This is a genomic window from Paenibacillus thermotolerans, assembly GCF_028745515.1.
In the GTDB taxonomy this organism is placed as follows: Bacteria; Bacillota; Bacilli; order Paenibacillales; family YIM-B00363; genus Paenibacillus_AE; species Paenibacillus_AE thermotolerans.
The window spans coordinates 110,147-136,346 of record NZ_JAQZSG010000003.1 but is presented as its reverse complement, the minus strand read 5'-3'; the positions used below and the strand labels follow the sequence as shown (position 1 = coordinate 136,346).

Below are 26,200 nucleotides of genomic sequence, written 5' to 3'. Positions count from 1 at the left end.
TCGAGCATATTATAACTCATTTCGACAAGCGGTTATATAATGTTTGGCAAAAATCCGTCAAAACGTTCGTTCAGCGCTGGGAAAGAAGCGAAATTATTTCCCGAGCAACCGCAGGAAGTATGCTATTTCGCTCGAATTCGACATTTTTGTATTTTTTCGTCTCAAATCGTTCATCCGCTTTATTATTAAAGCTGTTACAAATAAGCCGAGCTCTACATATGATAGCATCAATAGAGAAAGCTGGTAGAAATATAGGCGCGAGCAAGGAGGCGGTAACGGGGGATGAAAACGTTAGAGGTGGACGATCTTCTCCAATGTGTCGACGGCAGGCTGGTGCAAGGCCGCAAAGATCAGAAAGTATTTCGTGCGACCGCACGCCCGGCGGACATTCGCAGCCATACGGTTTACTTCCATCTTCGCAAAAAAAAATATGAAGCTTTCGACTGGGCATCGCTCCGGTTGCGAGGCGCCGTTATTATTACCGACCTTCCCGAACTCTTTATGAAGCATGCGGACCAACAGACCGCCATTATAGAAGTGAATGACAGAAGAAAAGCCTATTGGAGCTTTATCCGGTATTATCGCGGCTTATTCGACATCCCCATCATCGGCATTACCGGCACATCGGGGAAAACGACGACGACGGAGATGATAAGGCACATGTTGTCCGGTTCGGTTGAAGTCAGTTCAACGCGGGTCGGCAGAAACGCCCTTGCCAACAGCTTTAAATATTTGATGAGCATCGATGATCGCAAGGGGGCGGCCGTCTTTGAATTGGGCGTTATCCGTCCGGGCAATATTGCGACCAGCTGCGCTTACTTTAAACCTACGATAGGCGTCATTTTGAATATAGGAGCCTATCACCTGCAGTTTTGCAAGACGCTGGACAATTATATCAAGGCTAAAGCGGAAATCGTTGAAGGCATTGCAGAAGGCGGAACTTTAATTATTAATGCGGAAGACGAGAACATAAAGAAAATCAGCCTCGATTCGTTCAAAGGCCGGCTTGTAACGTTCGGATTTTCGGAGCGGGCGGATTTTTGGGCGGAGCAGCCGGCGTATACCGATCGCGGCATGGAATTTTTGCTAAGGTTTCGCGATGAAGCTTATCGCGTCGCCGTTCCGGGCTTTGGAACTCATACCGTAAGCAATGCGGTTGCGGCCATCGCCGCTGTATACAGCGCCGGAATCGGAATTCGGGAAGCGGCCGAACGATTATCTGCTTTTCGCCAGATTAAGCAGCACCTGCAATTTCGCAACGGACCCGGCGGATGCGTCATGATTGACGATACTTGGAACTGCACGCCCCTTTCGATGCAAGCCGCCCTGGAAGTTTTGAAAGCGACGGGCGGCATCAGAACGAAGGTGGCTTTGCTCGGCTTAATGCCGCAGCTCGGCGAAGAAGCGACGGGCGAATACGACCGAATGGGGCGCATTGCTGTGGAGCTGGGAATCGATCGCATCATCTTGCTCGGAGAAGCGAAAGCAATCGGAGAATCGGCGCTGCAACTCGGAATGAATCCGGAGCATGTTGTTTTTTGCGAAACCGCCGATGAAGTTTTCGAAGCGCTTCGACCGCATTTTCACCCGGATGCTCTCATTCTGCTGAAAATACCTTATAAATATGTTTATATTTATCGCTCGCCCTTCCGTAAACTGATGAGCGCACTATTTACGTAAAGCAAACCGATTCGTTGCCGCCGATCGAACGGATCGGTTATTTTGTGCGAATGACAGCGGCTATTTGTCTAAACAAGCATGGCTTCGGATTCATTAAATGGTTAATGAAAGGAGTTGGTCACGTGCCATGCCGAACCGATTGAAGCTTTCAGTCTATGAAGACGATGAGGAAAGCATTCTGCTAAGTAAAATAATCGGAGACGAGTATCCGGGCAAGGTTGAGGTCTGTTACGGCGTAAAAAAAATAGATTGCAAAGCGCTTTGGAAGGATGATGCGGCGATTGACGACGGCCCGATTCAATTCGGCATCTCAACCGCCCTTAATGAAAAGCTAAAAATTCCCGGCGACATTACGTTTCAATACAAGTGGGACGGAAAAAATATAACGATCGGCCCTACGATCGGACTTCTATTCGGCAGAAAGGCAAAAGATTATACTCCAGGCTTTATGGTTGAGCATTACAGCGAACGAATCGCCTCTTATCCGGAATACGAGGGACTTGTCATAGCGTACTCCATCAATTCGGTGCAATGGAACACTTCCACAGTCACCGGACTTTATTATAATCCGATACGGAAAGAATGGATTCCGTGCGAAACGACGATTCCAAAGACGACTTACCGAAGACATATAAGGCAGCTTAACTTAAGCAAGTTCCGCGAGAAGCTTTCCAGACGCGGCGGCATGATGTTCAATTCGATTCGATATTCCAAGTGGAGGGTTCATCAAATCGTTAGAGAGAGTCCGCTTCTACGAAAATATTTGCCGCCAACGATCCTTATGACCGATTCGAAAAGCTTGCTCGATTATGCGGAACGACATCGCTCGATCATCGTTAAACCGGTTGACAGCTCTCAGGGGAAAGGAATTGTATCGATTAAGAGGTTTCAAGAGGGCCGTTCCAATCCGCAATTTCAAGTTACGGAATACATGACGGAACGTCTGGTGCGAATAAACCAAGTGTACGATGGAAAAAAGATGCTGCGCTGGATCGAGTCGAAATTTATGAGACGAAGAAGAAGGCATGTCGTTCAAAGGATGCTCCCGATCGCCACAATTGACGGAGCGGTATTCGATATTCGGGTGATCATGCAAAAGTCCATAACGAACGAATGGTTCTGTGCGGGTATTGAATGCCGGCTCGCAGACCCGACGAAAGAAATCGCGAATTTGTCGGCCGGAGGCAGCGCTTTATCGTTGGAAGAAGCCGTCAACCGAATGGATCGGATTAGGATGGACCCGGACCGATTGAAGGATGAGATTTTATTTTTTTGCAAGGAGTTTTGCCGCTGGATGGATCAGCTGAGAGGACAAAGCTTTGCGGAGTACGGCTTGGACCTGGCATTGGACCGGAATGCGAAGCTATGGTTTATCGAAGCGAACTTCAGGCCGGGCTGCAAAGGCTTTAAAAGCTTCGATCCCGTCAAATACCATGAAATCAGTAAGCAGCCTCTTCGATATGCCGCCGCCGTTCAAGGATTTTCAGTACATTGAGCGGCGAAAGGGGCGATCTCCATTCATATTCAAGCGAAGAGAGGGCTCTTATCCAAGCTGCTCGTTCCCGAATCGCTTCTGGGTACGGATCGGCCCGGGCGATGCCGCGTTCTGCTTAAGATGGGAGCGTACGAGCGGGATATTCATGTTGAAGCTCATGCCGACGGAAACGAGGAGAAAATTTGCCTGCCGCAAGACATACTCCGCCATGTGAATTTACCGGCTTCTTTGCCTTATGAAGTCGCTTGGAACGGGAATCGGCTCCAGATCGGTCCGGTGCTCGGCTTGCTGGCGGCGACGAAGGATTCGCATTTGACCCCAAGGGCATTAGCCGGTTTATTCGACTATGTTGCAAAGTATGAGCGCATCAAGGGCGCCGTAATCGCATTTTCCTTGGAGGGGATGCTGGAGCAGGAGAAGATGGTGAGAGGCTACCTGTACGATCCCGAACATCATAGCTGGAAGTACGGCGTTTACGTGTTTCCGGACGCCGTTTATTTCCGAAGAGCTTTTGTAAGCCCTAGAATGCGGGGCAAGCTGAGTCAGTTGACCGGCAATCGGTTTTTTAATTCGCACATGTTTACCAAGTGGAGCTTGTACCGGTGGCTCAGCCGCTCGCCGGACGTTTCCGTTCATGTGCCCGAGACGGCGCTGTTATCCGATTCAAGCGCCGCCGCAAAGCTTGCGGAGCGGCACGAAAGAGTGTATGTAAAGCCGTACCGGGGGTACCGCGGACTTGGGATATATACGGCGGAGCGTACGAAGGACGGTTACTTTCTGAAGCTGCGCGAGCGCGGCAGGACGATCGGCAGGCGGTTTTCCGATTGGGATGAACTGTATCGGTCGCTGACAGCGGAATTGAATGCGGCAAAGTATATTATTCAACAAGGTTTGCATTTGTCGAACATAAACGGCCGCATCTTTGATTTCCGCGTGATTGCTCAGAAGGATCATACGGGGGAATGGACAATTCAGGGCATTCTCGCAAGAATTGGAGCGAGAAACAGCGTTGTCAGCAACGTTTCCAGAGGCGGAGCGGCAAAAATCGCAAATCGCATGCTGGCGAAATACTACAACGGAGAGGAGCGCGCCGAACAAACCGTAGAACGGATCGCCGAGCTGGCGTTGCGGCTGTGCGCGGAGCTTGATAAAACCGGTTATATTTATGGGAATATCGGGATGGATATAGCGCTTGACCGGTTCGATCGGCTATGGCTGATTGAAATCAACACCGTTTATCCCGATCATACGATTGCACTGGACGCCGGCGACCGCGAGCTGTATGAGAAGGTAATGGCCGCACCTTTGCTTTTCGCCAAATGGCTGGCAGGCTTTCAAGGGTAACAAAAAAAGGAGCGGGGAGCCCGTTCCTTTTTTTCGTTCAACCGTGAAAACCGGATATATATTTCGCAAATCGAAGCGGGTTCGTGACAATCGACTGGTACAGCCGCCGATCGTTGACATGAAGGGGGAAGCGGTGATACGTATCCAGCGTGTTTGCTTCTAAAATCCAAATGTGACCGGTTTCGTCCACCATCAGATCAATGCCGAGATCCCCGTAAAGGCCGTATGCGTCAAACACGTTGCCCAGATCCAGCGCGATTTGCTCTATATCGCATGCCATTCGCTCCGCATCAGCGTCGCCGATTCCGAAGAGCAGCCGAAGCGCTTTGTTTGCGGGCAGCAAATAGCCGGAGCTCGTAAAATTCGATATAATGCTGCCGGGTTTGCCGAACTTGGCAAAAATGGCCGTACAATCCCATCGGTTAAAATCGCTCTTTTGAACAATTGCCCGAAAATCGACGACGCGGTTTTCGTAGCGTTTCATCGTAATGGCTTGTTGTACAATGTAATCACTCTGCGACAACCCGTCGATCCATTCCGCAAAGCTGCCCGTATGCTCGAACCGGAGCTTGGAAACCGCCCTGCGTGTTTTTCCGCGAACCGGAGTAATGGCGCAATACCGGCCGTTCTCTTTCTCCAGCCGAACGACTCCTTGGGAGAGCGTCCCTCCGGCAGGCTTGAGGTAAACCTTCTCATGAAGCTGCAGCATCCGGTCGATCGTATGGATGTCCTTCAGCGGCTCGGTATGCGGAAGATGGGGGAGCAGCTCGGGGATCGGCGAAAGCCGTTCCCACAGCTCGCGCTTATTGAACGACCCTTCCGTATAAGGGTTGAAGATGCGTCCGCCGGACGACTCCTCGATTGCCTCGAATCGTTCTTTCGTCAGCACGGCCCGGTTATAAGCGGAGTCGGGGAAAGGAAATATACCGGGATGCCACTCACCGGTTCCGGTGCCGCCAAGATGATAGCAGAATCCTATGACGGTGCGGGAACGAACGTCTATCGAATCTTTGGCGCATATATATAATAATCCGTCACGCAGTTCCGAATGCCGGAAATAATCGCGAAGCCGGCTCAGCTTGCGCCCGTTAAGCTCTTGCCGAGTATAATTTACAAGAAGGGCGATGACGGGGCCAAGCCTAAGCTCGTTTCCGCGTTTTATGACTTGAAAGGTTAGCTGATTCGGGAACTCAAGAGGCGACCGGAGCTTCTGCGATATGCCGATTACATCCGGCGCACAGTCTTCGCAGACCGTTACCGCCGCTTTCCACGATTCGCCGCCCAGAGACACAGTTATCTTTTGTCCCTCTCGCAGATCAAATTTGTTCGCCGTATGCTCTGCAAGGCGAATATAGCTTTGTCGGTTGTCGTTTTCCAACCATTCAATGCGCATGCCTTTCGCCTCACCACCGAATATTTTTATTTATTTCTTACTTATTCACTGCGTCGGGGGCGGGTTTGGACGAAGGCGTTTATTTTTCTATGTTGTAACTCCCGCACTGCCGTTCGTTATGGTGATGTTCACCCCGGTAAACGTAGATGATAAGTCTCCCGTGTTTCCGCCGCCAGATCCGCTGATCGACTTGGAAACGGAAGCCGGTGCGATAAATAAGACGTTTCCTCTGTTTATGATTCCGGAATTCGTATTGATCCGAATAATCGGTATCAATGTCAGCGCCATATTCTTACCTCCTTTTGACAGAGAACCTGCTGTTATACCGTATGAATCGGAAACATGATCTGCTTGTTTCTTCTCCTATCTTTGAAAACTATTATTTAGGGCTCTTACCCTAAGATTTGGGATATAATAGGTACATTGCGGACAATATCTTCGAAAAGGGAAAGGGACGAGCAGATGAACAACCAAACAAACGGAAGCACCCGTATTGCCCCCTGGCTTACCGTAAGCGACGCGGAAAGAGCAATACTTTTTTACAAAGCGGCATTTGGCGTAACCGTTTTGTATTCGTTGGAAGAAAGCGGGAAAACGATCATTGCCGAGCTGGATGCCGGCGAAGCAAGCTTTTGGATTCAAGAGGACCCGTCCGTTTCACTCGATGCGTCCGGACAAGGTGCGGTTCGCTTCATTTGGACCGTTCCCGACCCGGATCTGGCGTTCGACCGGGCGCTTGCCGCAGGCGCATCGCCCATTGTTCCCGTCCATGAGGCGCACGGCTGGCGCATCGGCCGTCTGGTTGACCCGTTCGGCTATCATTGGGAAATCGGTAAGCGTCTTTCGTAGAACGTAATAAATTAACGATAAAAATGAAATGAATGGATTGGAAAGCGTTGTCAAATAGTGGCGCAATCGATTACAATGTTCGTGTAATCGATTGCGCTTTATTTATTTCCGAAAAAGGTGGTTGATGATGATGACCGTTGCCATTAAAAAATTTCCTTATCAAACGTTAACGGAGGTTCCGTTCACAAGCGTTTCCATCAACGACCGGTTTTGGAGCGCCCGCTTGCGGGCAGCACAAAAATCGACGCTCGCAGCCTGCATCGCGCAATGTGAAACTACGGGAAGGATTTCGAACTTCGCCAAATCTGCCGGCTTGATGGAGGGGGAATTCGAGGGCATTTTTTACAACGATTCGGATGTATACAAGGTGCTCGAAGGCGTTGCGTATTCGTTGCTGGTTGAACCGGATGCCGAGCTGGAAGCGCAAGCGGACCGGATTATCGAGCTCATTGCGGCCGCCCAGCAGGAGGACGGATATTTGCAGACGTTCTTTACGCTCAAGGAAGCGGAAAATAAATGGACGGATATGAACAAGCACGAGGAATATTGCGCCGGCCATCTGATCGAAGCCGCGATCGCTTACTACCAAGCGACCGGCAAACGGAAGCTGCTCGACACGGCCATTCGATTGGCGGACCATATCGAATCGTTATTCGGACCGGGCAAGCGCCACTGGGTGCCCGGCCATCAGGAAATCGAGCTTGCGCTGGTGAAGCTGTATGCTGAAACGAAGGACGAGCGGTATTGGAAGCTCGCATACTGGTTTTTGGAAGAGCGCGGGCATGGGCACGGCGTCGGATACAGCTGGGTAAGAGAAGGATGGGGCGCCGCTTATAACCAGGATGACGTTCCGGTGCGACACATCTCCAAAGTGACGGGACATGCGGTTCGCGCGATGTATATGTATGCGGGCATGACCGATATTGCCGCGCTGACGGGCGATCCGGAATACATCGGCGCGCTGGGCCGAATTTGGTCGAACGTGGTGGACCGCAACATGTACGTCACCGGCGGCATCGGTCCTTCCAAGCACAACGAAGGCTTCACGGACGACTACGACTTGCCGAACGATTCCGCGTATTGCGAAACGTGCGCTTCGGTCGGAATGGTGCTTTGGAACCATCGGATGAATCTTCTTCACGGCGACAGCAAATATGCGGATATCGTGGAACGGGCGATGTACAACGGCTCCATCTCCGGCGTGGCGCTTTCAGGCGATAAATTCTTTTATGTGAATCCGTTATATTCGGACGGAACCCATCACAGGGTCCCCTGGTATGACTGTTCTTGTTGTCCTACGCAAATCGCCCGATTCATCCCGTCGATCGGAAATTATGTTTACGCGGTAAAGAACAACGATATTTATATTAATCAATATATTGCCGGAGAAGGAACGCTCGGGCTAGAACAGCAGGTCGTAAAGCTTCGGCAGGTTACGGATTATCCGTGGGACGGCGACATATCCGTAGTGATCGACGATTGCAGGCCGACGGCATTCGGCATTCACGTCCGGATTCCCGGCTGGTGCAAAAGCTACGAGCTTCAAGTGAACGGTAAACCCGTCGTCTCGCCGATTCGGCGGCAAGGCTATGTGGTGCTCGAGAAGGAATGGGCGGCCGGAGATGAAATTCGGCTTCGCCTGACGATGCAAGTCGAGCGTGTACGTTCTCATCCGCACGTCAAGTCGAATGAAGGAAAGGCTGCATTGCAGCGCGGTCCGCTCGTGTATTGCGTCGAGGAAACGGATAACGCTCGTTTCGATGAAATAACGATCAGCTCGGCCACCAAGTTCCAAGCCGTATTTGAAGAAGATTTGCTTGAAGGGGTAGTAGCGGTGTACGGCTTCGACAAAGATTCGGAACTTGGGATCAAAGCCGTTCCTTATTACGCATGGGACAATCGCGAGGCCGGCAGGATGCAGGTGTGGATACCCGAACAGCTTGACGAATCGCTTTTATATCGCGATTGAGGAGATGATCCGAAAGTGACGGAGCAAAGCATCGGCTTATGCGGAAGCTGGGACGTACTCATCGACTTCGACGATCCGGCGGATGACGTGGAAACCGCGGCTGAGCGCGCACAATGGCGCGGCTGTCACGTGCCCGGCTGCTGGGAGCAGGTCGAGCCGAACAAACAGGCGGACGGGCCGGTATGGTATCGTAAACGATTCACCGTGCCGGAGACATGGAGCGGCGGCCCTGTCGCCCTTCAGTTTGACGGCGTGAATTATTATTGCGAAATATATGTTAACGGAGAGCTTGCCGGACGGCATGAGGGAGGCTGGAGCGGCTTCCAAGTCAGGGCGGAAAGCCTCCTGCGATTCGGCGAAGATGCCGACAATGAGCTTTTGGTAAAGGTTTATAAGCAAGGCGGGCTGTTCCCGCTGAGACAATGCTTGGCGGGATTTTTACCCGATGTCGGCGTCATATTCGGCGGCATTTGGAAGCCGGTTTTCGTCAAGAAGCTCCCTGAAATCGAGGTTCAGGAGCTGTTCGTCAAACCGAGAATCCGCCGAGCCGGCATCGAAATCGAATACACGCTTCGCTCCCCGGCGGAAGTGAAAGCTCCGTTCAAGCTTCTTATCGAAGTGCGGGATCCGTCCGGCCGGTTAACCGGAAGCAAACAGATCGTCCATGACGGATTTGCCGAGGGTGAAACCGTTGAAGCCGCTGAATTTATCGGAATCGAAGGACCCGGGCCGCTGCAGCTATGGAGTCCCGGCTCTCCCGCGCTGTACAGCGTCGAACTGAAGTTGTTTCAAGAAGATACTGCGGTACACGGCTTGACGAAACGGTTCGGCATGAAACAGGTGGAAATCCGAGGCGATCAGGTTTACCTGAACGACTCGCCGATTTACCTGCGGGGAGCGCTTCATTGGGGCTGGTACGGCGATCATATCGCTCCGATTCCAAGCAAGGATGAAATACGCGATGAGCTGGCGAAAGTAAAAGAAAGCGGCTTTAACCTCATCAAGCATTGTTTGTACGTACCGGTTCGGGAATATTTCGAGCTTGCCGACGAGATGGGCGTGCTGCTTTGGCAGGAGCTGCCGATGTGGCTGCCTGAGGTTACTCCGCAGTTCAAGCAACGCGTGTTTGCGCAGTATGAAGATATCATCCGCGAAATTCGCAATCATCCGTCGCTCATCGTCTGGACGCTCGGCTGCGAGCTCGATCAGTCGGCGGATTCCACATTTCTAAGCGAACTGTACGACTTGGCGAAGCGGCTGACGGACGGGGCGATTGTGCGCGACAACAGCGGTTCCGGCGAATGCTACGGCGGGCTTTTACAGGAATATGCGGATTTTTACGACTATCATTTTTATACGGACATCCATTTTTACTCCGACTTGCTCAGCCAGTTTGCCGGTTCGTGGCGCGAAAGCAAGCCGTGGTGGTTCGGCGAGTTTTGCGATTACGACGAATTCCGCGATTGGGACCGGACGATTGCTGCATGCGGCGGCCAGCCGCCTTGGTGGCTGGGCACCGACACGGCTGTCAATCCGGTCGCGGGCGATACCCGGTTTCAATATAGCAGGCAAAAGGAGAAGCTGGAGCGGATTGGCCTTCCGTTCAAAGACGAATATTTATGGCAAAATGCGAACAAAAGCGGCTACGTCTACCGCAAATCGGTGCTGGAGCTCGTCAGAACGTACCGAAAGGTGACGGGATATGTGCTTACTTCGATCAAGGATACGCCGATCGCGTCAAGCGCCGTGTTTGACGATTTGGGACAGCCGAAGCAGAAGCCGGAGCTGCTTAGACGCTTTAACGAAGACACTGTCATTACGCTGACTTGGGACCATCGGAGAAATTGGGTGAACGGGGGAGACCGGCTTATTCGATGGGACCCTTATAATTACGTGGCGAGGGAGTTTATACGTCCGCATTTCTTTGTATCCCATTACGATGCCGGAACGCCGATTCAGGGAGGACAGCTCCGATGGAGCGTGCATACGGCCGGAAGCGATGCGCCTTTGGCGCGCGGCGAATTCGCTTCGATCGAGCTGAATGCAGGCGAAGCGAAGGAAATCGGCGTAATCGAGGTCGCCGCCCCTGAGACGGATCAACCGACGACGGTCACGTTATTCGCAGAGCTGTCGTGGGGGAGCGAGCCGTCACAGCGCATATGCAACGAATGGACGTTCTGCGTATTCCCGCATCCGAAGCTTACAGCGGAGGAGCAAGCCGCCGTAGCGGTCGACGATCCGGCGGGGATATTCGCCGGCTTGGAGAAGCTGTACCCCGACATGAAGCGATCTTCCTCGCGTCACGCCTCCTTCGAAGGTGCTTGCGTCATCGTAACGACCTTCCTTCGGGAAGAGCACGAGCGCTTTATGAATGACGGCGGGCGGGTATTGTATGTGCAGCGCGGATCGAACGGATATTTCGACGTCAAGCCGATGCCGTTTTGGAGAGAGTCGCTGCAGCTTTATTACCGTCACCCCGTAATGGACGCTTATCCGCATCAGGATCATACTTCGCTGACGATGTTCGGCATCGCTTCGGACACGGTATTCGACCGGGAAAAGCTTCCGGCCCATATGCCGCTGATGGAGCGGCTCGACGCAAGGATGTTTGCGCTTGACAGCTACTTATTCGAAACGGAAGTCGGCGAAGGGAAGCTGCTGGCGACGACGCTGCGGTTCGAAGGCGGGCTGGGCAGCCAACCGTCCGGTATTGCGTACAATCCCGGCGGACGTTATTTGCTTGAAGCATGCTTGAAGCACTTGTTGGAGCGAAGCGGCAAGAAAGGCGGTGCGTCTTAATGGAAGGGCATGGGCGATTTACGGCAATCGGCAAGACGTTCGGCATCGGCGTGATCGGACTTGGAGAAGGCAAGGCGTTGGTGAAAGGGCTGCACGGACATCCGGAGCTTCGCGTGGTCGCCGTATGCGACGTTAACGAGACACTCGTCGCGCAAATCCAAAGCTTGTACGCCGTTCCATACGGCTATACTCGGCTGGAGGATATGGCGGCCCGGGAAGACATCGATATTATCGCCATCTACACGCCGGATCAGCTGCATCTGCAGCATATTCAAGCATGCATTGCCGCGGGGAAGCACGTATTGTGCACAAAGCCGCTTGTCAATTCGCTGGAGGAAGCGAAGGAAGTCATCCGGTTTACGGAAGCGAATCCCCGAACGAAGCTCATGGTAGGGCAAAGCTCCCGTTTTTTCGGTCCGATGCAGGAGCAGCGGAGAGCGTTCGAATCGGGAAAGCTCGGAGAGCTGAGCTTTGCGGAAACCCAGTATGTGCACGATATGCGCTGGTTTTATAACAATCGGCCTTGGGCGAGGGAGGGCGGCTTCGACTTGCTGTTCGCCTGCTGCTCCCACCCGGTCGACTTGATTCGGTGGTATATGGGAGACGCCGTAGAAGTATTCGCTTATGCAAGCCTTTCCTTAGCCGGAAAAGCGGCGAATTTTCAAGGATACGATACGTTTATCGTCAATATGAAGTTCAAGTCCGGCAAAATAGGCAGGGTGCTTGGCTTTTACGGGTTGGAGCAGCCGCATCAGCAGCGGCCTTGGATCGAGGTGGCCGCTTATGGCGAGAAAGGGACGTATATCGCTAAATATCCGCAACTGGAGTCCATTATTAAATACGAAGGCGAGCGGGAAAAGGTAGAAACATATTTCGAGGACATATACCATTACTTTCAATTTGAAGGCGTCAATCATCATGCGGGGGAGTTCGTAAACTATGCGGAGCATTTCGCCAGGTCGATAGCGGCAGGGAAGCACGCGTCCCCCGATGCGAGAGACGGTTACAATACGATCGCGACGCTGGAAGCCGTCCGCCGTTCGATCCGTGAAGGAAAACCGGTAAAGGTCGAGACGTTGTAGAGTTATAAATTTATACGAAATATTTTTGTGTAATCGATTGCAAAAGCGATATTCCGGTGTTACACTATCCCTAGAAATTGAAGAAACGAGAGAAAATGTTCATTTCGATCAAGTTTTATGGAATCGTTTACAGTATTTTGCAATCGATTGCGCGAACTGGGGGGCGGGTATGTAATGGCGCAGTTTCATGCAGCAAACCGGCAAATTGCCGAGCTTCCGGCCGGCCGCAAACGAACCCGGCTGGACAACTTCAAGAAAGAGTTTCATCGCGGAAAATACATTTATCTCATGCTGCTTCCCGTCGTCGTATATTATGTCATTTTTCATTACTTTCCGATGGTCGGCATCGTGATCGGCTTCCAAGACTATACGCCGGGACTCGGTTTTTTCGAGAGCAAATGGGTAGGCTTTAAGCATTTTATTAATTTCTTCGATAGCTATTATTTTTGGAGACTGATCCGCAATACGTTTTTGCTCAATTTTTGGCTGCTCGTATTCGGGTTCCCCGCTCCGATTTTGCTGGCGCTGCTGCTCAATGAAGTAAGGAAGAGCTGGTTCAAGAGAAGCGTGCAGACGATCACCTACATCCCGCATTTTATTTCGATGATCGTCATCGTCGGCATGATCAAAGATTTTTTGTCGAGCGACGGTCTGGTGAATCAATTGAGAGCTTTTATGGGATACGAGTCGATCTCGTTTCTGCAAGCCGCGGAATATTTCCGGACGATTTATGTTACAAGCGATATATGGCAGTCCATCGGATGGAGCTCGATCATTTATTTCGCCGCATTGTCTCATGTAAATCCGGATTTGTACGAAGCGTCCGAGATCGACGGGGCAGGCCGATTCAAGAAGATGTGGCACATTACGCTGCCCGCCATCCAGCCCACCATCGTCATCTTGCTGATTTTGACGATCGGCAATTTGCTCAGCTCGGGATTTGAAAAAATATTGCTGCTGTATCAACCGCTTACTTACGAAACGGCCGACGTCATCTCTACCTACGTGTACAGGAAAGGGATCGAAAGCTCCTCCTTCAGCTTTGCGACGGCAGTCGGGCTATTTAATACGATCGTGAACTTTACGCTGCTCATTGCCGCAAACCGCATCAGCAGAAAAGTATCCGAAACGAGTCTTTGGTAGAGAGGAGTCACAGGCTAATGCTATATAAACCGACGTTGGGCGACCGGCTGTTCGACTCTTTGATCTACGTTATATTGACGCTGTTAATGCTTTCTACGTTTTACCCGCTCTATTACATATTTGTCGTTTCTCTCAGCTCGATCGGGGAAATCGCCAAGCACGGCTCCGTCATGCTGCTCCCGAGAGGCTTTACGCTTGAGGCGTACGAAGCGGTCATACAAAACCCGAACATATTGAAGGGCTTCCGCAACTCCGTCTTCTACGTGGCGGTCGGCACCGCCATCAATATGGTACTGACAACGTTCGCCGCGTACGGCTTATCGAAGAGATGGCTGAAGGGCCGAAGAATCATCATGTTCATGATCGTGTTCACGATGTTTTTCAACGGCGGACTGATCCCGAGCTTCCTTGTCGTTCAGAAGCTGGGGCTGTACAACACCGTATGGGCGCTGCTGCTTCCCGGAGCGATGTCCGCTTGGAACATGATCATGATGCGAACTTATTTCATGGGTATATCGGAAAGCTTGGACGAGTCGGCGCGGATCGACGGAGGAAACGATTTTCAAATCTTATTTTGGGTGTACTTGCCGATCTCGCTGCCCATAATGGCCGTCATGGTTTTGTTCTATGCCGTCGGCCATTGGAATTCGTGGTTTGCCGCATCGATTTACTTGCAAAATCGGGACTTATACCCGCTGCAGCTTATTTTGCGGGAGATCCTGATCCAAGGAAGAATCGCCGATTTCGGCGGCGATACGACGAACGTAACGCAGCAGGTCGCGAAAAATTTGAAATACGCAACGATCATTGTGAGCACCGTTCCGATTTTAATCGTGTATCCGTTCATTCAGAAATATTTCGTAAAGGGGGTCATGCTCGGCTCGTTAAAGGAATAGCAAGTCGTGCTTTAGGATTTACGGTTTATTTCGCAGGTTCACTATTTTCAGCCCGACCGGGTAGAATGAAGGGGGATTTTGCATGAAAACGGCCAGTAAACTGTTAAGTATCGCACTGATTGTTGTTCTGGCATTTACCGTCGTTGCTTGCAGCGGCGGCAACGATTCCGCATCAACTCCGAACGATTCGTCATCGGACAATACCTCAGAGAAGACGCAAAATGATAACGGCGACGCGAAAAGCTCCGGAGACAAGCTTTCGAATTTCAGCATTTGGACGTGGCTGGGCACAGTAGAGGTTTGGGGAGGCAAAAGCTACGACGAGGTGCTTGCCTACCAAGAAATGGAGAAGCGGACGGGAGTGAAGGTGAATTACATACATCCGACGGGAGACGCGGTCGAAGCGTTTAACCTGATGATGACGTCCGGCGAAATGGCAGATGCGATTTGGTACAGCTGGAGGCCGGACCGAACGGCGCAATATTATGAAGCGAACCGGATCATCGATATTTATCCGTTAGTGAAAGAGCATGCGCCGAATTTGATGAATTTGATCGAGAACGATCCTCAGCTTAAGAAGCAGCTTATCGATCCGCAAGGCAGAATGTACTACATGCCTTGGATTACAAAGGACCGCTTTCTGGCGTTCGGCGAAGGGATGGTCATGCGGGAGGATTGGCTCAAGCAAATCGGCAAGGACGTTCCGAAGACGAACGAAGAGCTGTATGAAACGTTGAAAGCAATGAAGGCGGCCGGCGTAAGCGGCGGGAAGCCGTTCGTCGGATTGACGGGCTATCCGGGTCAAATGTACAAATTGTTCTACGGCTTCGGCGTGGCGGACGATTGGTTCCTGGAGGACGGCAAGGTCGTTTACGGGCCGACATCGCCTCGATATAAGGAAGCTTTGAAATGGTTCAAGAAAATGTATGACGAAGGCTTCATCGATAAAGATTACTTGACCAACGAGCAGGACATTTACTTCAAGCATCTGGTAGACGGCCAAAGCGCCGGCATTATCGACAACATCGAGGTTGCGGGCACCGTCATGAAGATGGCGGCCGACGCAGGCGCCGCTTTCAAGTTCATCGGCGTTCCGTATATGCAATACGAGGGGAAATCCGTATCCTTGAACTCGACCGCCAAACGCATCGCGCAGCCGTACGGCTTGGCTATTGCGAGCACGGCGAAGCATCCGGAGCAAATCGTCGAATATTTGGATTACGGCTACAGCGAGCCGGGACAAATATTGTTCAACTGGGGCATTGAGGGCGACACGTTCTTGGTAGCCGGCGGCAAAAAGACGTACACCGATAAAATTATGAAAGCGACGGAGTATGTTCCGGGCGTCGAAATGACGAAATACGCAAACCCGGCATGGCTTACGGTGACCGACCCGGACTATGCGAAAGCGCTGCTGGACGATGAAGGCTTGAAGATCAGGGAAATTTGGGCCGATGTGGACATTTCGAAGGCGTTCGAACCGATTCTTTACTTGACGAAGGCTGAGAACGAGATCGTTGCGAACACTTCGACGGATATCGCAACGTTCAAGAATGAAATGCGGGATTCGTTCATTACCGGCCAGAAGGATATCGATCAGGAATGGGATAAATATGTAGAAACGCTTAGATCCATGGGCATTGACGAATTACAGCAGGTTCAGCAATCGGCATACGACAGATTTATGAACCAATAAGAGGAAGCGGCAGGGACCCCTCTTGTCTCGGACGGAGGGGCATTCCTGTTTCGGCGATGTTGCTTCACAGGATGCAATCGATTACGATTGTGGTAAGACATGACTTTCAGTCATGAACAACCGGATCGGTAAGGTGAAACGATGGTCAGCATTTACGATATTGCCAAAGTAGCGAACGTATCCGCAGCAACCGTATCGCGCGCTATTGCAAACAACGAGAAAATCAGCTTGCAGGTGAGGGAGCATATTCAGAAAATCGCCGATGAAATGGGATATCGCCCGAATCTCGTCGCTAGAAATCTGAGACAAAAGTCTACTTCCATGATCGGCCTTATATTAGATGACGTTTCGGATGAACTGGGCGGTTTTATCGCGAAAGGCGTCGAGGATGAAGCGAGAAAATCGGGCCTGAGCGTTCTATTATGGAACATCCAGCACGAAGCTTCGAGCGAAAAGGCGGCGCTGGACTATTTTTCGAATTTGAAGCTCGACGGCGTCATCGTTGCGGAGACGACACTGAATTCCGTAGACGATTTTCCCGAGCTGCAAATGCCGATTGTTTTCATCAATCGTACCGGGACCGAGCAACAACCCGTTCACAGCGTAATGACCGACGATTTTGCCGGCGCATATGATGCAACCCGTTACTTGCTAGGACTCGACCATCGAAAAATAGGATATATTAACGGCCCGAAGGATTGGAATGCGAGCTCCACGAGGCTGGCGGGTTATCGGAAGGCGCTTGGCGAATACCGAATCGAACCGAACGACGAATATATCAAGCATGGGGACTGGTACGAGGAATCGGGCTACCGGCTGGCCAAAGAGCTGCTGCTTCCGGAGGACCGGCCAACCGCTATATTTGCTTCCAGCGATATGATGGCTTTCGGCGTGCTGGATGCGGCGCGCGAGCTCGGCATCGCGGTCCCGGACCAATTGTCCGTCATGGGCTACGACAATCGACGGATTTCCATGTATTCGCGGCCTCGGTTAACGACGATCTCGCTTCCGCTGTATGAGGTCGGATGTGCGGCCGTCAACATTTTAACCGATTGCATTTCGAACAAAGACAATCCTAACGAGCGTCACCAAAGTCTATTGATCAAAGGTAACGTAATAGAAAGGGAAACAACCGCGGTAATGAGAGGCCAAAAATGACGGTTGGGAGTTGACTCATATGACACACGTTGTGAAGCCTAAGGTGAAGCCGTACCCGGGGATGATCATTACGGAAAGCGTAACGTTCGAGCCCGGCGAATATTCGTTTACCGACGGACGCGGATTGATCGTGGCCGGCGACGGGATCGAGATCGACGGGAACGGAGCGGTCATCCGGGGCAGAGGGAAGGAAGGCAATAAATACAGCTACTGGGGAATCGGTCTGTTTGCGAACGGCCGAAGCCGCGTCACGGTTTCGAATTTGACGATCAGCGGCTTTCAAATCGGGATGAAAGTCATGAACGGTACCGAGTGGGCGATCGTCGGCAACGATCTTTCCCATAACTATACGGATCCGGATTTCGGCTGGGGAGACGGCGAGCCCTTCGGAGCATTGGTTTTGGAACATGTGTCGCACAGCCGGATTACGGGCAATAAAGGCAATAAAGTTTGGAACGGCTTGAACATGAAAGACTGCGATTATAACGTCGTTACAGATAATGAAATGGGACATTGCACGAACGTATGCTTGAAGCTTTGGAGATCGTCCCACAATGAAATAACGAATAACGTCATGAATTACGGCATTCGCATCTCCCCTGGAGAAGTGCATGCGAGAGACTCTTCGTCGGTGTTAATTGAGAACGGTTCCAATTACAATGTGTTCAAGCATAACGATTTTACTCACGGCGGAGACGGCGTGTTCATCCGGTCGTTGAACGGCTGGGTCAGCCGATTCAATATTTTTGAGGGCAACGATGCTTCCTATGCCCATAACAATGCTTGGGAAGTGTGGGATCCGGACAATACGTTCGTCAATAACAAGGGCAATTACTCCAGCTACGGGTTTTGGCTCGGCGGCTCCTGCCACGCGGTGCTGATCGGGAACGAGGCGGCTTATAACGGCACGAGAATCGCCAACGCGCCCGAGCCGTTCGGCAACGCCGGCATCGCCGTCGTGAACGGGTCGAGCAGCCATTTCGTCATGCGGAACAACTATGTCCACCATAATAAAAGCGCGGGAGTGGCCATCGGTTTCAAGGAAGGGTATGAAGCGTACCACTGGATTATCGAGCAAAATACGATCACGGATAACGCAACGTACGGCATCTTTTTGAAACACTCCAATTGGATACAAATATCGGGCAACACGTTTGAAAACAATGCGCTGGGCGATGTCCATCAGGACGTGAACGTATCGAATGTCATCCTGCGTCCGCTGCCGGCTAAAGAAGTTACGGGGACACCGCCGAAAGCGATCGCGAAGGTTACGACGCTCGAGCCGGCAGCCGGGCGGCCCGTGCGGATCGACGCCGGCATGAGCGAGAACCCGGACGGAGGAGAGCTGTCGTTCCGATGGGAAATGGGGGACGGTACCGTCCTGGAAGGAGCGGAGGCCGTCCATACGTATGCCGAATCAGGCTTTTACCGCGCCGGATTGACCGTAACGAACGGAAGCTTGTCCGATTTGACGTGGATCGATCTTTATGTCGTTCCGGACCGTTCTGCGGTTGTTCATACCGTGGATATCGGCTCTGCCGGCATTGCGGAAGATCATTGTACCCGCTTGCGGCTCGACGATCGGCACTGTGTGCAAAGCGGTCCTTCGGCACATATCGAATCGGTTTCTACGTTGTCCCGGGTGCGATTTCCTATTTCTTGCCCGCGACTTTCCGATGCGAAGATGCTTCAATTTTGGATGAGCTATCGGCATGAGGTGAGGGACGGCTTCGGTCACGGCATGCTGACGGTGCGTTTGGGGCAGGATGGCGACAACTATATCGAGTACATAAACAACGCCCCGATTTTCAACTGGGGAAAAATCGCTTCCGAAGCACGATACGGCTGGAGGCCCATGCAGATCCCGATTGCAGACCGGGGCACGGTTGAAAGCTGGTCCGTAAGCAGTAAGGGGGCTCCCGACCTCAATAAGCTTCAATATGTAGAAATACAGATCGGATCGCATGAAGGGCGATATCATATTTGGCTGGATGAAATTGCGTTTCTATAGTCACGAATCGATAGGCGAGGAAGACGTTCCATTACCCGTTAGGGGTGGGGCGTCTTTTTGCACCCCGGCCCCCGCGTTGGAGTCAAGGCGTTTTTAGCATCACTAGGAGTTGCTATCGGGCACTTTTTCAGCCGTTTGCAAATTCTAACACCACGTGGTGTTGCTATTTGAGATAAAATTGGCTTTTTTACACTAATTTCGTCTGCATAGTAACACCAAGTGATGCTATTTTTCCGGTGAACGGTAAAATGTCGCAATAACAACTTGTAGTGTTGTTACATCCGCGCTGTTCGACGGACAACAGTTCGGTAAAAAGCGAAAAGTCCCAAAACAATGGAATATAGTGGTATCATAGAGGAGTACTACTGACTCTGGTTGGAAAGGGAGAATGAGATGAACAACGGCGTACTCGGCAATCATTTTATTACCCAAATCGGCATTATCGTGCGGGATATCGAGAAAACATCCCAGGCTTATGCGGATTTCTTCGGAATCGAGAAGCCGCAGTGGTTTTGGACCGGGCCGCTTGAGGAAACGAACACGCGGTATAACGGCCAACCTACTGAGGCGAGAGCGAAGCTGGCATTTCTAAACATGGGGTCCTTGCAACTGGAGCTGATCGAGCCGGACGAACATCCGAGCACATGGAGAGAGTTTTTGGACAACTACGGCGAAGGCGTTCAGCATATCGCATTCGTTGTAGAAGGGATGCAAGACAAAATCGCCGCAATGGAAGCCAAAGGAATGCCGCTCATCCAGAAAGGCGATTATACAGGCGGGCGCTATGCGTACATGGATTCGATGAAGGAGCTTAAAGTCATTCTTGAACTGCTGGAGAACGATAAATAAATGTAAGTGTTGATAACGGGAGCGAATCGGGGGCCGGGCTTAAGTAGCGGCTTCAAGCAACGGAGCCGAGCCGGTTACATATCGTTGAGCTTGACGTTTCTCAAGAGGAAAGCGTTGCCAAGGCAGTAAATCAGTTTTAGATGGAGGCGGAAACATGAAATATCGCAAATTAGGCAAAACCGGGCTGAAGGTCAGCGAGATCAGCTTAGGCAGCTGGCTCACATACGGCGGCTACGTAGAGCAAGAGAACGCCGTAAATTCCATCCATAAAGCGTATGAGCTAGGCATTAATTTCTTCGATACGGCGAATGTGTACGAGCGCGGCAAAGCCGAAGAAGTCGTAGGCGAAGCGCTCAAAAGGTATCCGCGGGAATCTTATGTTCTCGCGACGAAAGTATTTGGAGTAATGGGAGACGGACCGAACGACCGCGGCTTGTCCCGAAAGCATATTACGGAGCAGTGCCACGCCAGCCTCAAGCGCTTGGATATGGATTACGTCGACATTTACTATTGCCACCGGTTCGATCCGGAAACGCCGATCGAAGAGACGCTTCGGGCGCTAGACGATCTTGTCAGACAAGGGAAGGTGCTTTATGTCGGCGTCAGCGAGTGGACCGCCGCACAAATGACGGAAGCGTTGGGGGTGGCCGATAAGTATTTGCTGGACCGCATCGTTGTCAATCAGCCGGTTTACAACCTGTTCAACCGGTATATCGAGAAGGAAGTCATTCCGTTAGGCGAAGCGAAGGGCATCGGCCAAGTTGTGTTTTCGCCGCTGGCGCAAGGCTTGTTGACCGGTAAGTATAAGTCGGTGTCGGACATCCCTGCAGAAAGCCGCGCCGCGAAGCTCGAATGGGTGAGAAAAGGAATTACGGAAGAGAAGATCGGCCAAGTGAACCGGTTAGCCGATATCGCGAGCGAGCTGAATATTACGGTCGGCCAGCTGGCGATCGCTTGGATTCTTCGCCAGCCGAACGTAGCAAGCGCACTCGTAGGCGCAAGCCGCCCTTCGCAAGTAGAGGAAAACGCGAACGCATCGGGCATTGAGTTGTCTCCGGAAATACTTGAGAGAATCGATACCGTATTGGCATAGAAACGACAGTGACGAGCCCCATACCTTAACTATGGGGCTCTCATGCTGTATTACCGACTACCTCGAACGGAACTTAATTCCGTTGCAACCTCCATACCGTCAAACTAGCTGCTTCCAACGCAACCCAGGGGTCCAAACCCAAAGAGCACGAACTAAGTCTGAAAACTTACGTGCCCATAGCTCTTTACTAGGGGCTCTATTACATGGGATTCGGACTTGTGATGAGTATGTTACACATTTTTCCTTGTTACACGTTTGTTCCATAAAGATTGGTAATTAGTTCGTCAAATGTCAATCGTATCATTTTATCGGATGACTGTATTGACTTTGGAATAAATAGGATACTATACTTTAAATTAAATAAAGCGCTTTCATTTCTTGTGAATCAATATGTAAATGTTAGCAGCATTGATGTAACCGTATGTAACGTTTTTCCATCCCCGACATCGTTGTTTCTTCAAAACAATATGTTCCGTATCCGACCTGCCAATCAACCCACTACTACTCACCACCGTTCATGCGATTCCTTTTCACTAACATTCATGTTACGATCCTACCCTTCTTTATATACGTAAGTGCTTACTATTGGATAACAACAAGATTTTACATACAAACATTACATAGAAGGAGGAGAAAAATGAAGTTAAGCAAAGACGAACTGGAAAGCGGGATGCTGCGGCCCGATACGCTCGAGCTTGCGGTGAATTTAGTCAAAGTCAACGGATTCGTGCTGTTTGAAGAGGCTATTTCAAGAGAAATAATCGATGACATGTATGCGAAATACCTAGACATTCTTAATCCTTATTTGGAAGCTCACGGGGATGAAATCTACAACCAGCAAACCGGATTTAACGCAGGAACGAATCACATTCGCCTTTTTTTACCGTTCATTCAACCGTTCATCGACTCCGTCATCATTGACAACCCGATCGCCATGGCTGTTATTGACCGAATTCTCGGGGACGATTGCATTCTCAATTATTTTGCAACGAACACGTCTTTACCCGGTGGAACGAAGTGTCAGCCGGTGCACTCCGATGCGGGCGCTATGTTCGGCAACCGCTGCTCGTTTAATTTGCCGGTCACCGACCTCGTGCTCAATGTGCCGCTTGTCGACGTGGACGAAAACAACGGCCCGCTCGAAATTTGGCCGGGTGGAACACATTTGCTTCCGGACTATACGAACGGTCCGAATCCGCCGTTCAACAAGGATGAGCTGGCGGTTCATATGCAGTCGCTCAAAGTATTTATGCCGGCCGGCTCGATCGTTATCCGGGATATGCGAACGTGGCACCGGGGGACGCCGAATCGCTCGAACGCGCCGCGCCCGAACATGGCTCTCGTATATTCCGCCGCTAACAGCAAGGTGAAAGGAAACATCCGAATTCCGCAAGAAACGTACGATTTATTGTCGGAGAAGGCGCAGCGGCTTCTGCGCTTTGAGAAGATCGGACACAATGTCATCGAACCGTACCATTAAAGCAAGCGGGAAAAGAACACAAACTATCCGGAATGAGAGGTCTTTAACATGAGACGATTATTGACTTTCCTATTCGTAGGCGTGTTTGTCTTTACTTTGGTCGGGTGCAGCGGAGGCAATGCGGGCAGCGGAGGTAAAGGAGCGGATTCCGGCAACGGCCAGAAGGATACCGCTTCTGCGGATAACGGCAAGAAGGAGGCGCCGCCCGCCAAGGACAGCAAAGTGGAAAAAAATAAAGACGGCGCCGTGCTGATCAAATTTCCGAGCTATAAAACAGGAAACAACGTAGGGGCGAAGTTTTTCCTCCCTCAGTTGGACCGATTCAATGAAAAGTATAAGGGCAAATACTTTATTGAAGTCGAAACGATCGTACAGGACGAATACCCCAACAAGCTGAAGCTTCTTTACCAGCAAGGCAAAATGCCGCCGCTCGTTGAAGTCAGCGGGGACAAAGAATTTATGCAAATCGTCCTCGACAACGGGGATCTGCTCGACTTAAAACCGTACATCGACAATGCGCCGGAAATCAAGAACGTGCTGATTGACGATTCGGTTGCGTTCAATACGGATAAAGACGGCAAAATATTGTCGCTGCCGCTCGCGTTTCAGCGTCCGATCGGTTTGTACTACAACAAGGAAATATTCGCAAACGCGGGGCTGAACGGCTTCCCGAAAACTTGGGACGAATTCTTCAGCGCACTGGATAAGCTGAAGGCGACGGGGAAGGTGCCGCTTTCTTTGATGACCGGCGAGAACGCGTGGACGACGATGCTGTTCGCTACCGCCATGATGGCTTCCGATCCGGAGGGCTACAAAATTCTGAATTCGAAAGAGATTGTGAAAGACTTTAACTCCAAAATTTGGATCGACACGTTCGCCAAGGTTCAACAGATGCTTCAGAAATATTCGTCGGAGACCGCCTTGGGCGCACCGTACGCCGTTGCGGCGAACGAGTTTTTGAGCGAGAACGCCGCGATCATCGCGAACGGGCCGTGGATGGTGTCCGACTTCAGCGATACCGACAAAACTTCCGAAGGCTTTAACAAAAAGGTAGGATCGGCCATTTATCCGGGAGGCATCGCGCTCGGATCGACCGACGGCTACTGGTATTCGATTCCGAAAAATACGCCGCAAGAAATCGTCGACGGATTGATCGAGTATTTCAAATTTATTTACTCGCCGGATGAGCTGAACGCGTTCTTGGTCGCTGAAGGCGGGTTCGCTCCGAAGGTTCCGATGCCGGACGAATACAAGCAGCAGCTGGACCCGATTCTGGCCGAGCTGAACGGGGCGCTCGAGTCCGATATGAAGCAGTTGTCCCGATTAATCTATGACATCGTTCCGCAATCCGTATCCGACTTGTTTGCCAAGAACTTGCCGTTGCTTGTCACGAACGATATGACGCCGGAGCAGTTCTGCCAAGCGATGACGGAAGCCGCACAAAAATTTCAGTAACAATAGATGAGAGAATGAGAACGGGTCTGGCAGCAGACCCTTCTCATTTTCGGCCATTGCGAGAGGGGTGTGCCCGTGCAAAAATACAATCGGCTGTGGATTTATTTGTTTATTTTGCCGACGCTCGTCGTATTCTTGTCTTTCTACCTCGTTCCGATCATCACGGTATTTACAACCGGCTTCACGGAATGGAACGGATTCAACGCGCCGCGGTTTATCGGCTTTGAAAATTACAAAAAAGTTTTTTATTACGACAATACGTTCTGGGTTTCGCTTACAAATTTATTTTGGTGGTCCGTTTATGCGGTGTTTGTCCATGTGCCCTTCGGCGCGCTTGTCGCTTTCATTCTTTACAAGCAGCCGTTCGGCTGGAGATTCGTCCGCGGCGTGTTTATGATTCCGAACGTCATCGCGATTTCCGCTTGGGCCATTATTTATCGGTTTATTTTCAACGATCAGGTCGGGCTGCTCAACAACTTTATCCGGAAGATCGGCTTTCCCGAATTTCATGTGAACTGGTTCTACAACGGAAGCTACGCATTTAGCGCCGTAACGTTGACTTGGGTGTTTTATGCGGTCATTGTGACGCTGCTGGTGTTAACCGATTTGATGGCAATCCCTAAGGAATTGCATGAAGCGGCCCGAATTGACGGCGCATCCGAATTGAAAATCAATTTGCTGGTCAATTTGCCGCTCGTTCGAGGGGCGATCGGCACGTCCATCATATTGTCCATCATTGCCAGAATTACGATGTTCGAAGCGATATTCCTTACGACGAAAGGCGGGCCGGGCAATACTACCTACAACATTTCGTTACTGCTGTACGAAGGAATTATTAATTACGAGAACGGCTATGCCAACGCGGTTGCGACGATCATGGTCATTCTGGGCGTCGGGGTCATGGTGCTCACCACCAAAGTGTTCAAAATGAATCGAAGCGCCTACAACTAGGGGGTGATGGAGATGAAGCTTGTAAACCGCACAGGGCATTTGATTGCCTGGACAGCAAATTACATCGTTCTATTGTTTACGGTGGTTGTTTCCATCGTTCCGATCGTTTGGATTATTGTCTCTTCCTTTAAATCGAATAAGGAAATTTTGGGCAATCCGTTCACGCTGCCTACGTCGATCAACTTTCAAGCGTACTACTCGGTGCTGAAAATGGCGGATTTTATGAAATATACGACAAACTCCGTCATCGTGGCGACCACTTCCACGTTAGTCGCTCTATTTTTTTATGCATTGGCCGCGTATGCGTTCGCGAAGTTCGAGTTTTGGGGGAAGCGGTCGTTTTTTATTTTGTTTTCCATGACGCTGCTCATACCCGGATTCGCCACCGCACAGCCTATTTTCTCGCTCATCAATTACTTGGGGATCTACGATACGAAATTGGCTCTGATCGTCGTGTATATTTCCGGCGGGCTCGCCATATCGCTGTTTATTTTACGGGCCACGTTCATGAACATCCCAAGGGAGCTTGACGAGGCGGCTTATATTGAGTCGGCGACATTTTGGCAAGTATTTTTCCATATTAATTTGCCTTTGGCGAAGTCCGGCTTGGCGACTGCGGGCATCCTTATGTTTCTGGGAAACTGGAACGAATTTTTCTACGGGTTCATGCTGACGACGTCGGCGGAAAATCGTACGCTTCCCGTGGCGCTGCAATTTTTCAACGAGCAATTTTCTTATAACTATACACAGCTGTTCGCCGCTTTGACGCTTGTAACGATGCCGAGCATAATCATTTACTTGCTTGCTCAGGAGCAGGTGCAGCAAAGCATGGTCAGCGGCGGGATCAAAGGATAACG

At 51.1% G+C, this 26,200-nt stretch carries 21 protein-coding genes; 18 read left to right on the top strand and 3 right to left on the bottom strand.

Features of this window, described 5'->3' with window-relative positions:
• The first annotated feature begins 282 nt into the window (after positions 1-282).
• Positions 283-1,680, top strand: coding sequence for a Mur ligase family protein (locus PT964_RS04135; protein ID WP_274362065.1), 1,398 nt, complete (start codon positions 283-285; stop codon positions 1,678-1,680).
• 127 nt (positions 1,681-1,807) lie between these two features.
• A complete protein-coding gene (locus PT964_RS04130) occupies positions 1,808-3,175 on the top strand; it encodes a YheC/YheD family endospore coat-associated protein (RefSeq protein WP_274362064.1) in 1,368 nt (455 codons plus the stop codon).
• 48 nt (positions 3,176-3,223) lie between these two features.
• Here the strand turns inward: PT964_RS04130 and PT964_RS04125 are convergent, their stop codons facing one another.
• A complete protein-coding gene (locus PT964_RS04125; protein WP_274362063.1) occupies positions 3,224-3,385 on the bottom strand; it encodes a hypothetical protein in 162 nt (53 codons plus the stop codon).
• On the opposite strand from PT964_RS04125, the gene PT964_RS04120 reads away from it, so the two are divergent.
• Positions 3,386-4,519: a YheC/YheD family endospore coat-associated protein gene (locus PT964_RS04120; protein WP_274362062.1), complete on the top strand. Its 1,134-nt coding sequence runs from the start codon at positions 3,386-3,388 to the stop codon at positions 4,517-4,519.
• Positions 4,520-4,556: 37 nt separating this feature from the next.
• On the opposite strand, the gene PT964_RS04115 is transcribed toward PT964_RS04120, so the two are convergent.
• Positions 4,557-5,912, bottom strand: a complete 1,356-nt coding sequence (locus PT964_RS04115; RefSeq protein ID WP_274362061.1) for a YheC/YheD family endospore coat-associated protein — start codon at positions 5,910-5,912, stop codon at positions 4,557-4,559.
• Between the two features lie 87 nt (positions 5,913-5,999).
• Entirely contained in the window at positions 6,000-6,200 is a 201-nt protein-coding gene (locus PT964_RS04110) for a spore germination protein (RefSeq protein WP_274362060.1), read from the bottom strand.
• 174 nt (positions 6,201-6,374) lie between these two features.
• Between PT964_RS04110 and PT964_RS04105 the strand changes: the two genes are divergently transcribed.
• The 15 genes from PT964_RS04105 (at position 6,375) to PT964_RS04035 (ending at position 26,198) form a co-directional block, all read left to right on the top strand.
• Positions 6,375-6,761, top strand: a complete 387-nt coding sequence (locus PT964_RS04105; RefSeq protein ID WP_274362059.1) for a VOC family protein — start codon at positions 6,375-6,377, stop codon at positions 6,759-6,761.
• A gap of 130 nt (positions 6,762-6,891) precedes the next feature.
• Positions 6,892-8,730, top strand: coding sequence for a glycoside hydrolase family 127 protein (locus PT964_RS04100; RefSeq protein WP_274362058.1), 1,839 nt, complete (start codon positions 6,892-6,894; stop codon positions 8,728-8,730).
• Between the two features lie 15 nt (positions 8,731-8,745).
• Entirely contained in the window at positions 8,746-11,529 is a 2,784-nt protein-coding gene (locus PT964_RS04095; RefSeq protein ID WP_274362057.1) for a glycoside hydrolase family 2 protein, read from the top strand.
• Positions 11,529-12,611 (top strand): Gfo/Idh/MocA family protein, encoded by a 1,083-nt coding sequence (locus PT964_RS04090; protein WP_274362056.1) that lies wholly within the window; start codon positions 11,529-11,531, stop codon positions 12,609-12,611. The genes PT964_RS04095 and PT964_RS04090 overlap by 1 nt, the downstream gene beginning before the upstream one ends.
• Before the next feature lie 174 nt (positions 12,612-12,785).
• On the top strand, positions 12,786-13,754 hold the full coding sequence (locus PT964_RS04085; RefSeq protein ID WP_274362055.1) for an ABC transporter permease: 969 nt from the start codon (positions 12,786-12,788) through the stop codon (positions 13,752-13,754).
• A 17-nt stretch (positions 13,755-13,771) separates the two neighbouring features.
• The gene (locus PT964_RS04080; RefSeq protein WP_274362054.1) at positions 13,772-14,650 is read left to right on the top strand and encodes a carbohydrate ABC transporter permease; all 879 of its coding nucleotides are present in this window, start codon (positions 13,772-13,774) and stop codon (positions 14,648-14,650) included.
• A gap of 82 nt (positions 14,651-14,732) precedes the next feature.
• Entirely contained in the window at positions 14,733-16,346 is a 1,614-nt protein-coding gene (locus PT964_RS04075) for an extracellular solute-binding protein (protein ID WP_274362053.1), read from the top strand.
• Positions 16,347-16,487: 141 nt separating this feature from the next.
• Positions 16,488-17,504, top strand: coding sequence for a LacI family DNA-binding transcriptional regulator (locus tag PT964_RS04070; protein WP_274362052.1), 1,017 nt, complete (start codon positions 16,488-16,490; stop codon positions 17,502-17,504).
• Between the two features lie 19 nt (positions 17,505-17,523).
• Positions 17,524-19,515: a right-handed parallel beta-helix repeat-containing protein gene (locus PT964_RS04065; protein ID WP_274362051.1), complete on the top strand. Its 1,992-nt coding sequence runs from the start codon at positions 17,524-17,526 to the stop codon at positions 19,513-19,515.
• A gap of 393 nt (positions 19,516-19,908) precedes the next feature.
• A complete protein-coding gene (locus PT964_RS04060) occupies positions 19,909-20,364 on the top strand; it encodes a VOC family protein (protein WP_274362050.1) in 456 nt (151 codons plus the stop codon).
• A 154-nt stretch (positions 20,365-20,518) separates the two neighbouring features.
• The gene (locus PT964_RS04055) at positions 20,519-21,457 is read left to right on the top strand and encodes an aldo/keto reductase family protein (protein ID WP_274362049.1); all 939 of its coding nucleotides are present in this window, start codon (positions 20,519-20,521) and stop codon (positions 21,455-21,457) included.
• A 637-nt stretch (positions 21,458-22,094) separates the two neighbouring features.
• Positions 22,095-22,937: a phytanoyl-CoA dioxygenase family protein gene (locus PT964_RS04050; RefSeq protein WP_274362048.1), complete on the top strand. Its 843-nt coding sequence runs from the start codon at positions 22,095-22,097 to the stop codon at positions 22,935-22,937.
• Positions 22,938-22,985: 48 nt separating this feature from the next.
• On the top strand, positions 22,986-24,392 hold the full coding sequence (locus tag PT964_RS04045) for an ABC transporter substrate-binding protein (RefSeq protein WP_274362047.1): 1,407 nt from the start codon (positions 22,986-22,988) through the stop codon (positions 24,390-24,392).
• 75 nt (positions 24,393-24,467) lie between these two features.
• Positions 24,468-25,343, top strand: coding sequence for a carbohydrate ABC transporter permease (locus PT964_RS04040; RefSeq protein ID WP_274362046.1), 876 nt, complete (start codon positions 24,468-24,470; stop codon positions 25,341-25,343).
• Between the two features lie 12 nt (positions 25,344-25,355).
• The gene (locus PT964_RS04035; protein WP_274362045.1) at positions 25,356-26,198 is read left to right on the top strand and encodes a carbohydrate ABC transporter permease; all 843 of its coding nucleotides are present in this window, start codon (positions 25,356-25,358) and stop codon (positions 26,196-26,198) included.
• The last annotated feature ends 2 nt before the right edge of the window (positions 26,199-26,200 follow it).

Bases quoted from the DNA above. Each gene is read 5' to 3' on its own strand.
- PT964_RS04135 (WP_274362065.1), top strand. From the start codon at position 283: ATGAAAACGTTAGAGGTGGACGATCTTCTCCAATGTGTCGACGGCAGG.
- PT964_RS04130 (WP_274362064.1), top strand. From the start codon at position 1,808: ATGCCGAACCGATTGAAGCTTTCAGTCTATGAAGACGATGAGGAAAGC.
- PT964_RS04125 (WP_274362063.1), bottom strand. From the start codon at position 3,385: ATGGCGGAGTATGTCTTGCGGCAGGCAAATTTTCTCCTCGTTTCCGTC.
- PT964_RS04115 (WP_274362061.1), bottom strand. From the start codon at position 5,912: ATGCGCATTGAATGGTTGGAAAACGACAACCGACAAAGCTATATTCGC.
- PT964_RS04110 (WP_274362060.1), bottom strand. From the start codon at position 6,200: ATGGCGCTGACATTGATACCGATTATTCGGATCAATACGAATTCCGGA.
- PT964_RS04105 (WP_274362059.1), top strand. From the start codon at position 6,375: ATGAACAACCAAACAAACGGAAGCACCCGTATTGCCCCCTGGCTTACC.
- PT964_RS04100 (WP_274362058.1), top strand. From the start codon at position 6,892: ATGACCGTTGCCATTAAAAAATTTCCTTATCAAACGTTAACGGAGGTT.
- PT964_RS04090 (WP_274362056.1), top strand. From the start codon at position 11,529: ATGGAAGGGCATGGGCGATTTACGGCAATCGGCAAGACGTTCGGCATC.
- PT964_RS04085 (WP_274362055.1), top strand. From the start codon at position 12,786: ATGGCGCAGTTTCATGCAGCAAACCGGCAAATTGCCGAGCTTCCGGCC.
- PT964_RS04080 (WP_274362054.1), top strand. From the start codon at position 13,772: ATGCTATATAAACCGACGTTGGGCGACCGGCTGTTCGACTCTTTGATC.
- PT964_RS04075 (WP_274362053.1), top strand. From the start codon at position 14,733: ATGAAAACGGCCAGTAAACTGTTAAGTATCGCACTGATTGTTGTTCTG.
- PT964_RS04070 (WP_274362052.1), top strand. From the start codon at position 16,488: ATGGTCAGCATTTACGATATTGCCAAAGTAGCGAACGTATCCGCAGCA.
- PT964_RS04065 (WP_274362051.1), top strand. From the start codon at position 17,524: ATGACACACGTTGTGAAGCCTAAGGTGAAGCCGTACCCGGGGATGATC.
- PT964_RS04060 (WP_274362050.1), top strand. From the start codon at position 19,909: ATGAACAACGGCGTACTCGGCAATCATTTTATTACCCAAATCGGCATT.
- PT964_RS04055 (WP_274362049.1), top strand. From the start codon at position 20,519: ATGAAATATCGCAAATTAGGCAAAACCGGGCTGAAGGTCAGCGAGATC.
- PT964_RS04050 (WP_274362048.1), top strand. From the start codon at position 22,095: ATGAAGTTAAGCAAAGACGAACTGGAAAGCGGGATGCTGCGGCCCGAT.
- PT964_RS04045 (WP_274362047.1), top strand. From the start codon at position 22,986: ATGAGACGATTATTGACTTTCCTATTCGTAGGCGTGTTTGTCTTTACT.
- PT964_RS04035 (WP_274362045.1), top strand. From the start codon at position 25,356: ATGAAGCTTGTAAACCGCACAGGGCATTTGATTGCCTGGACAGCAAAT.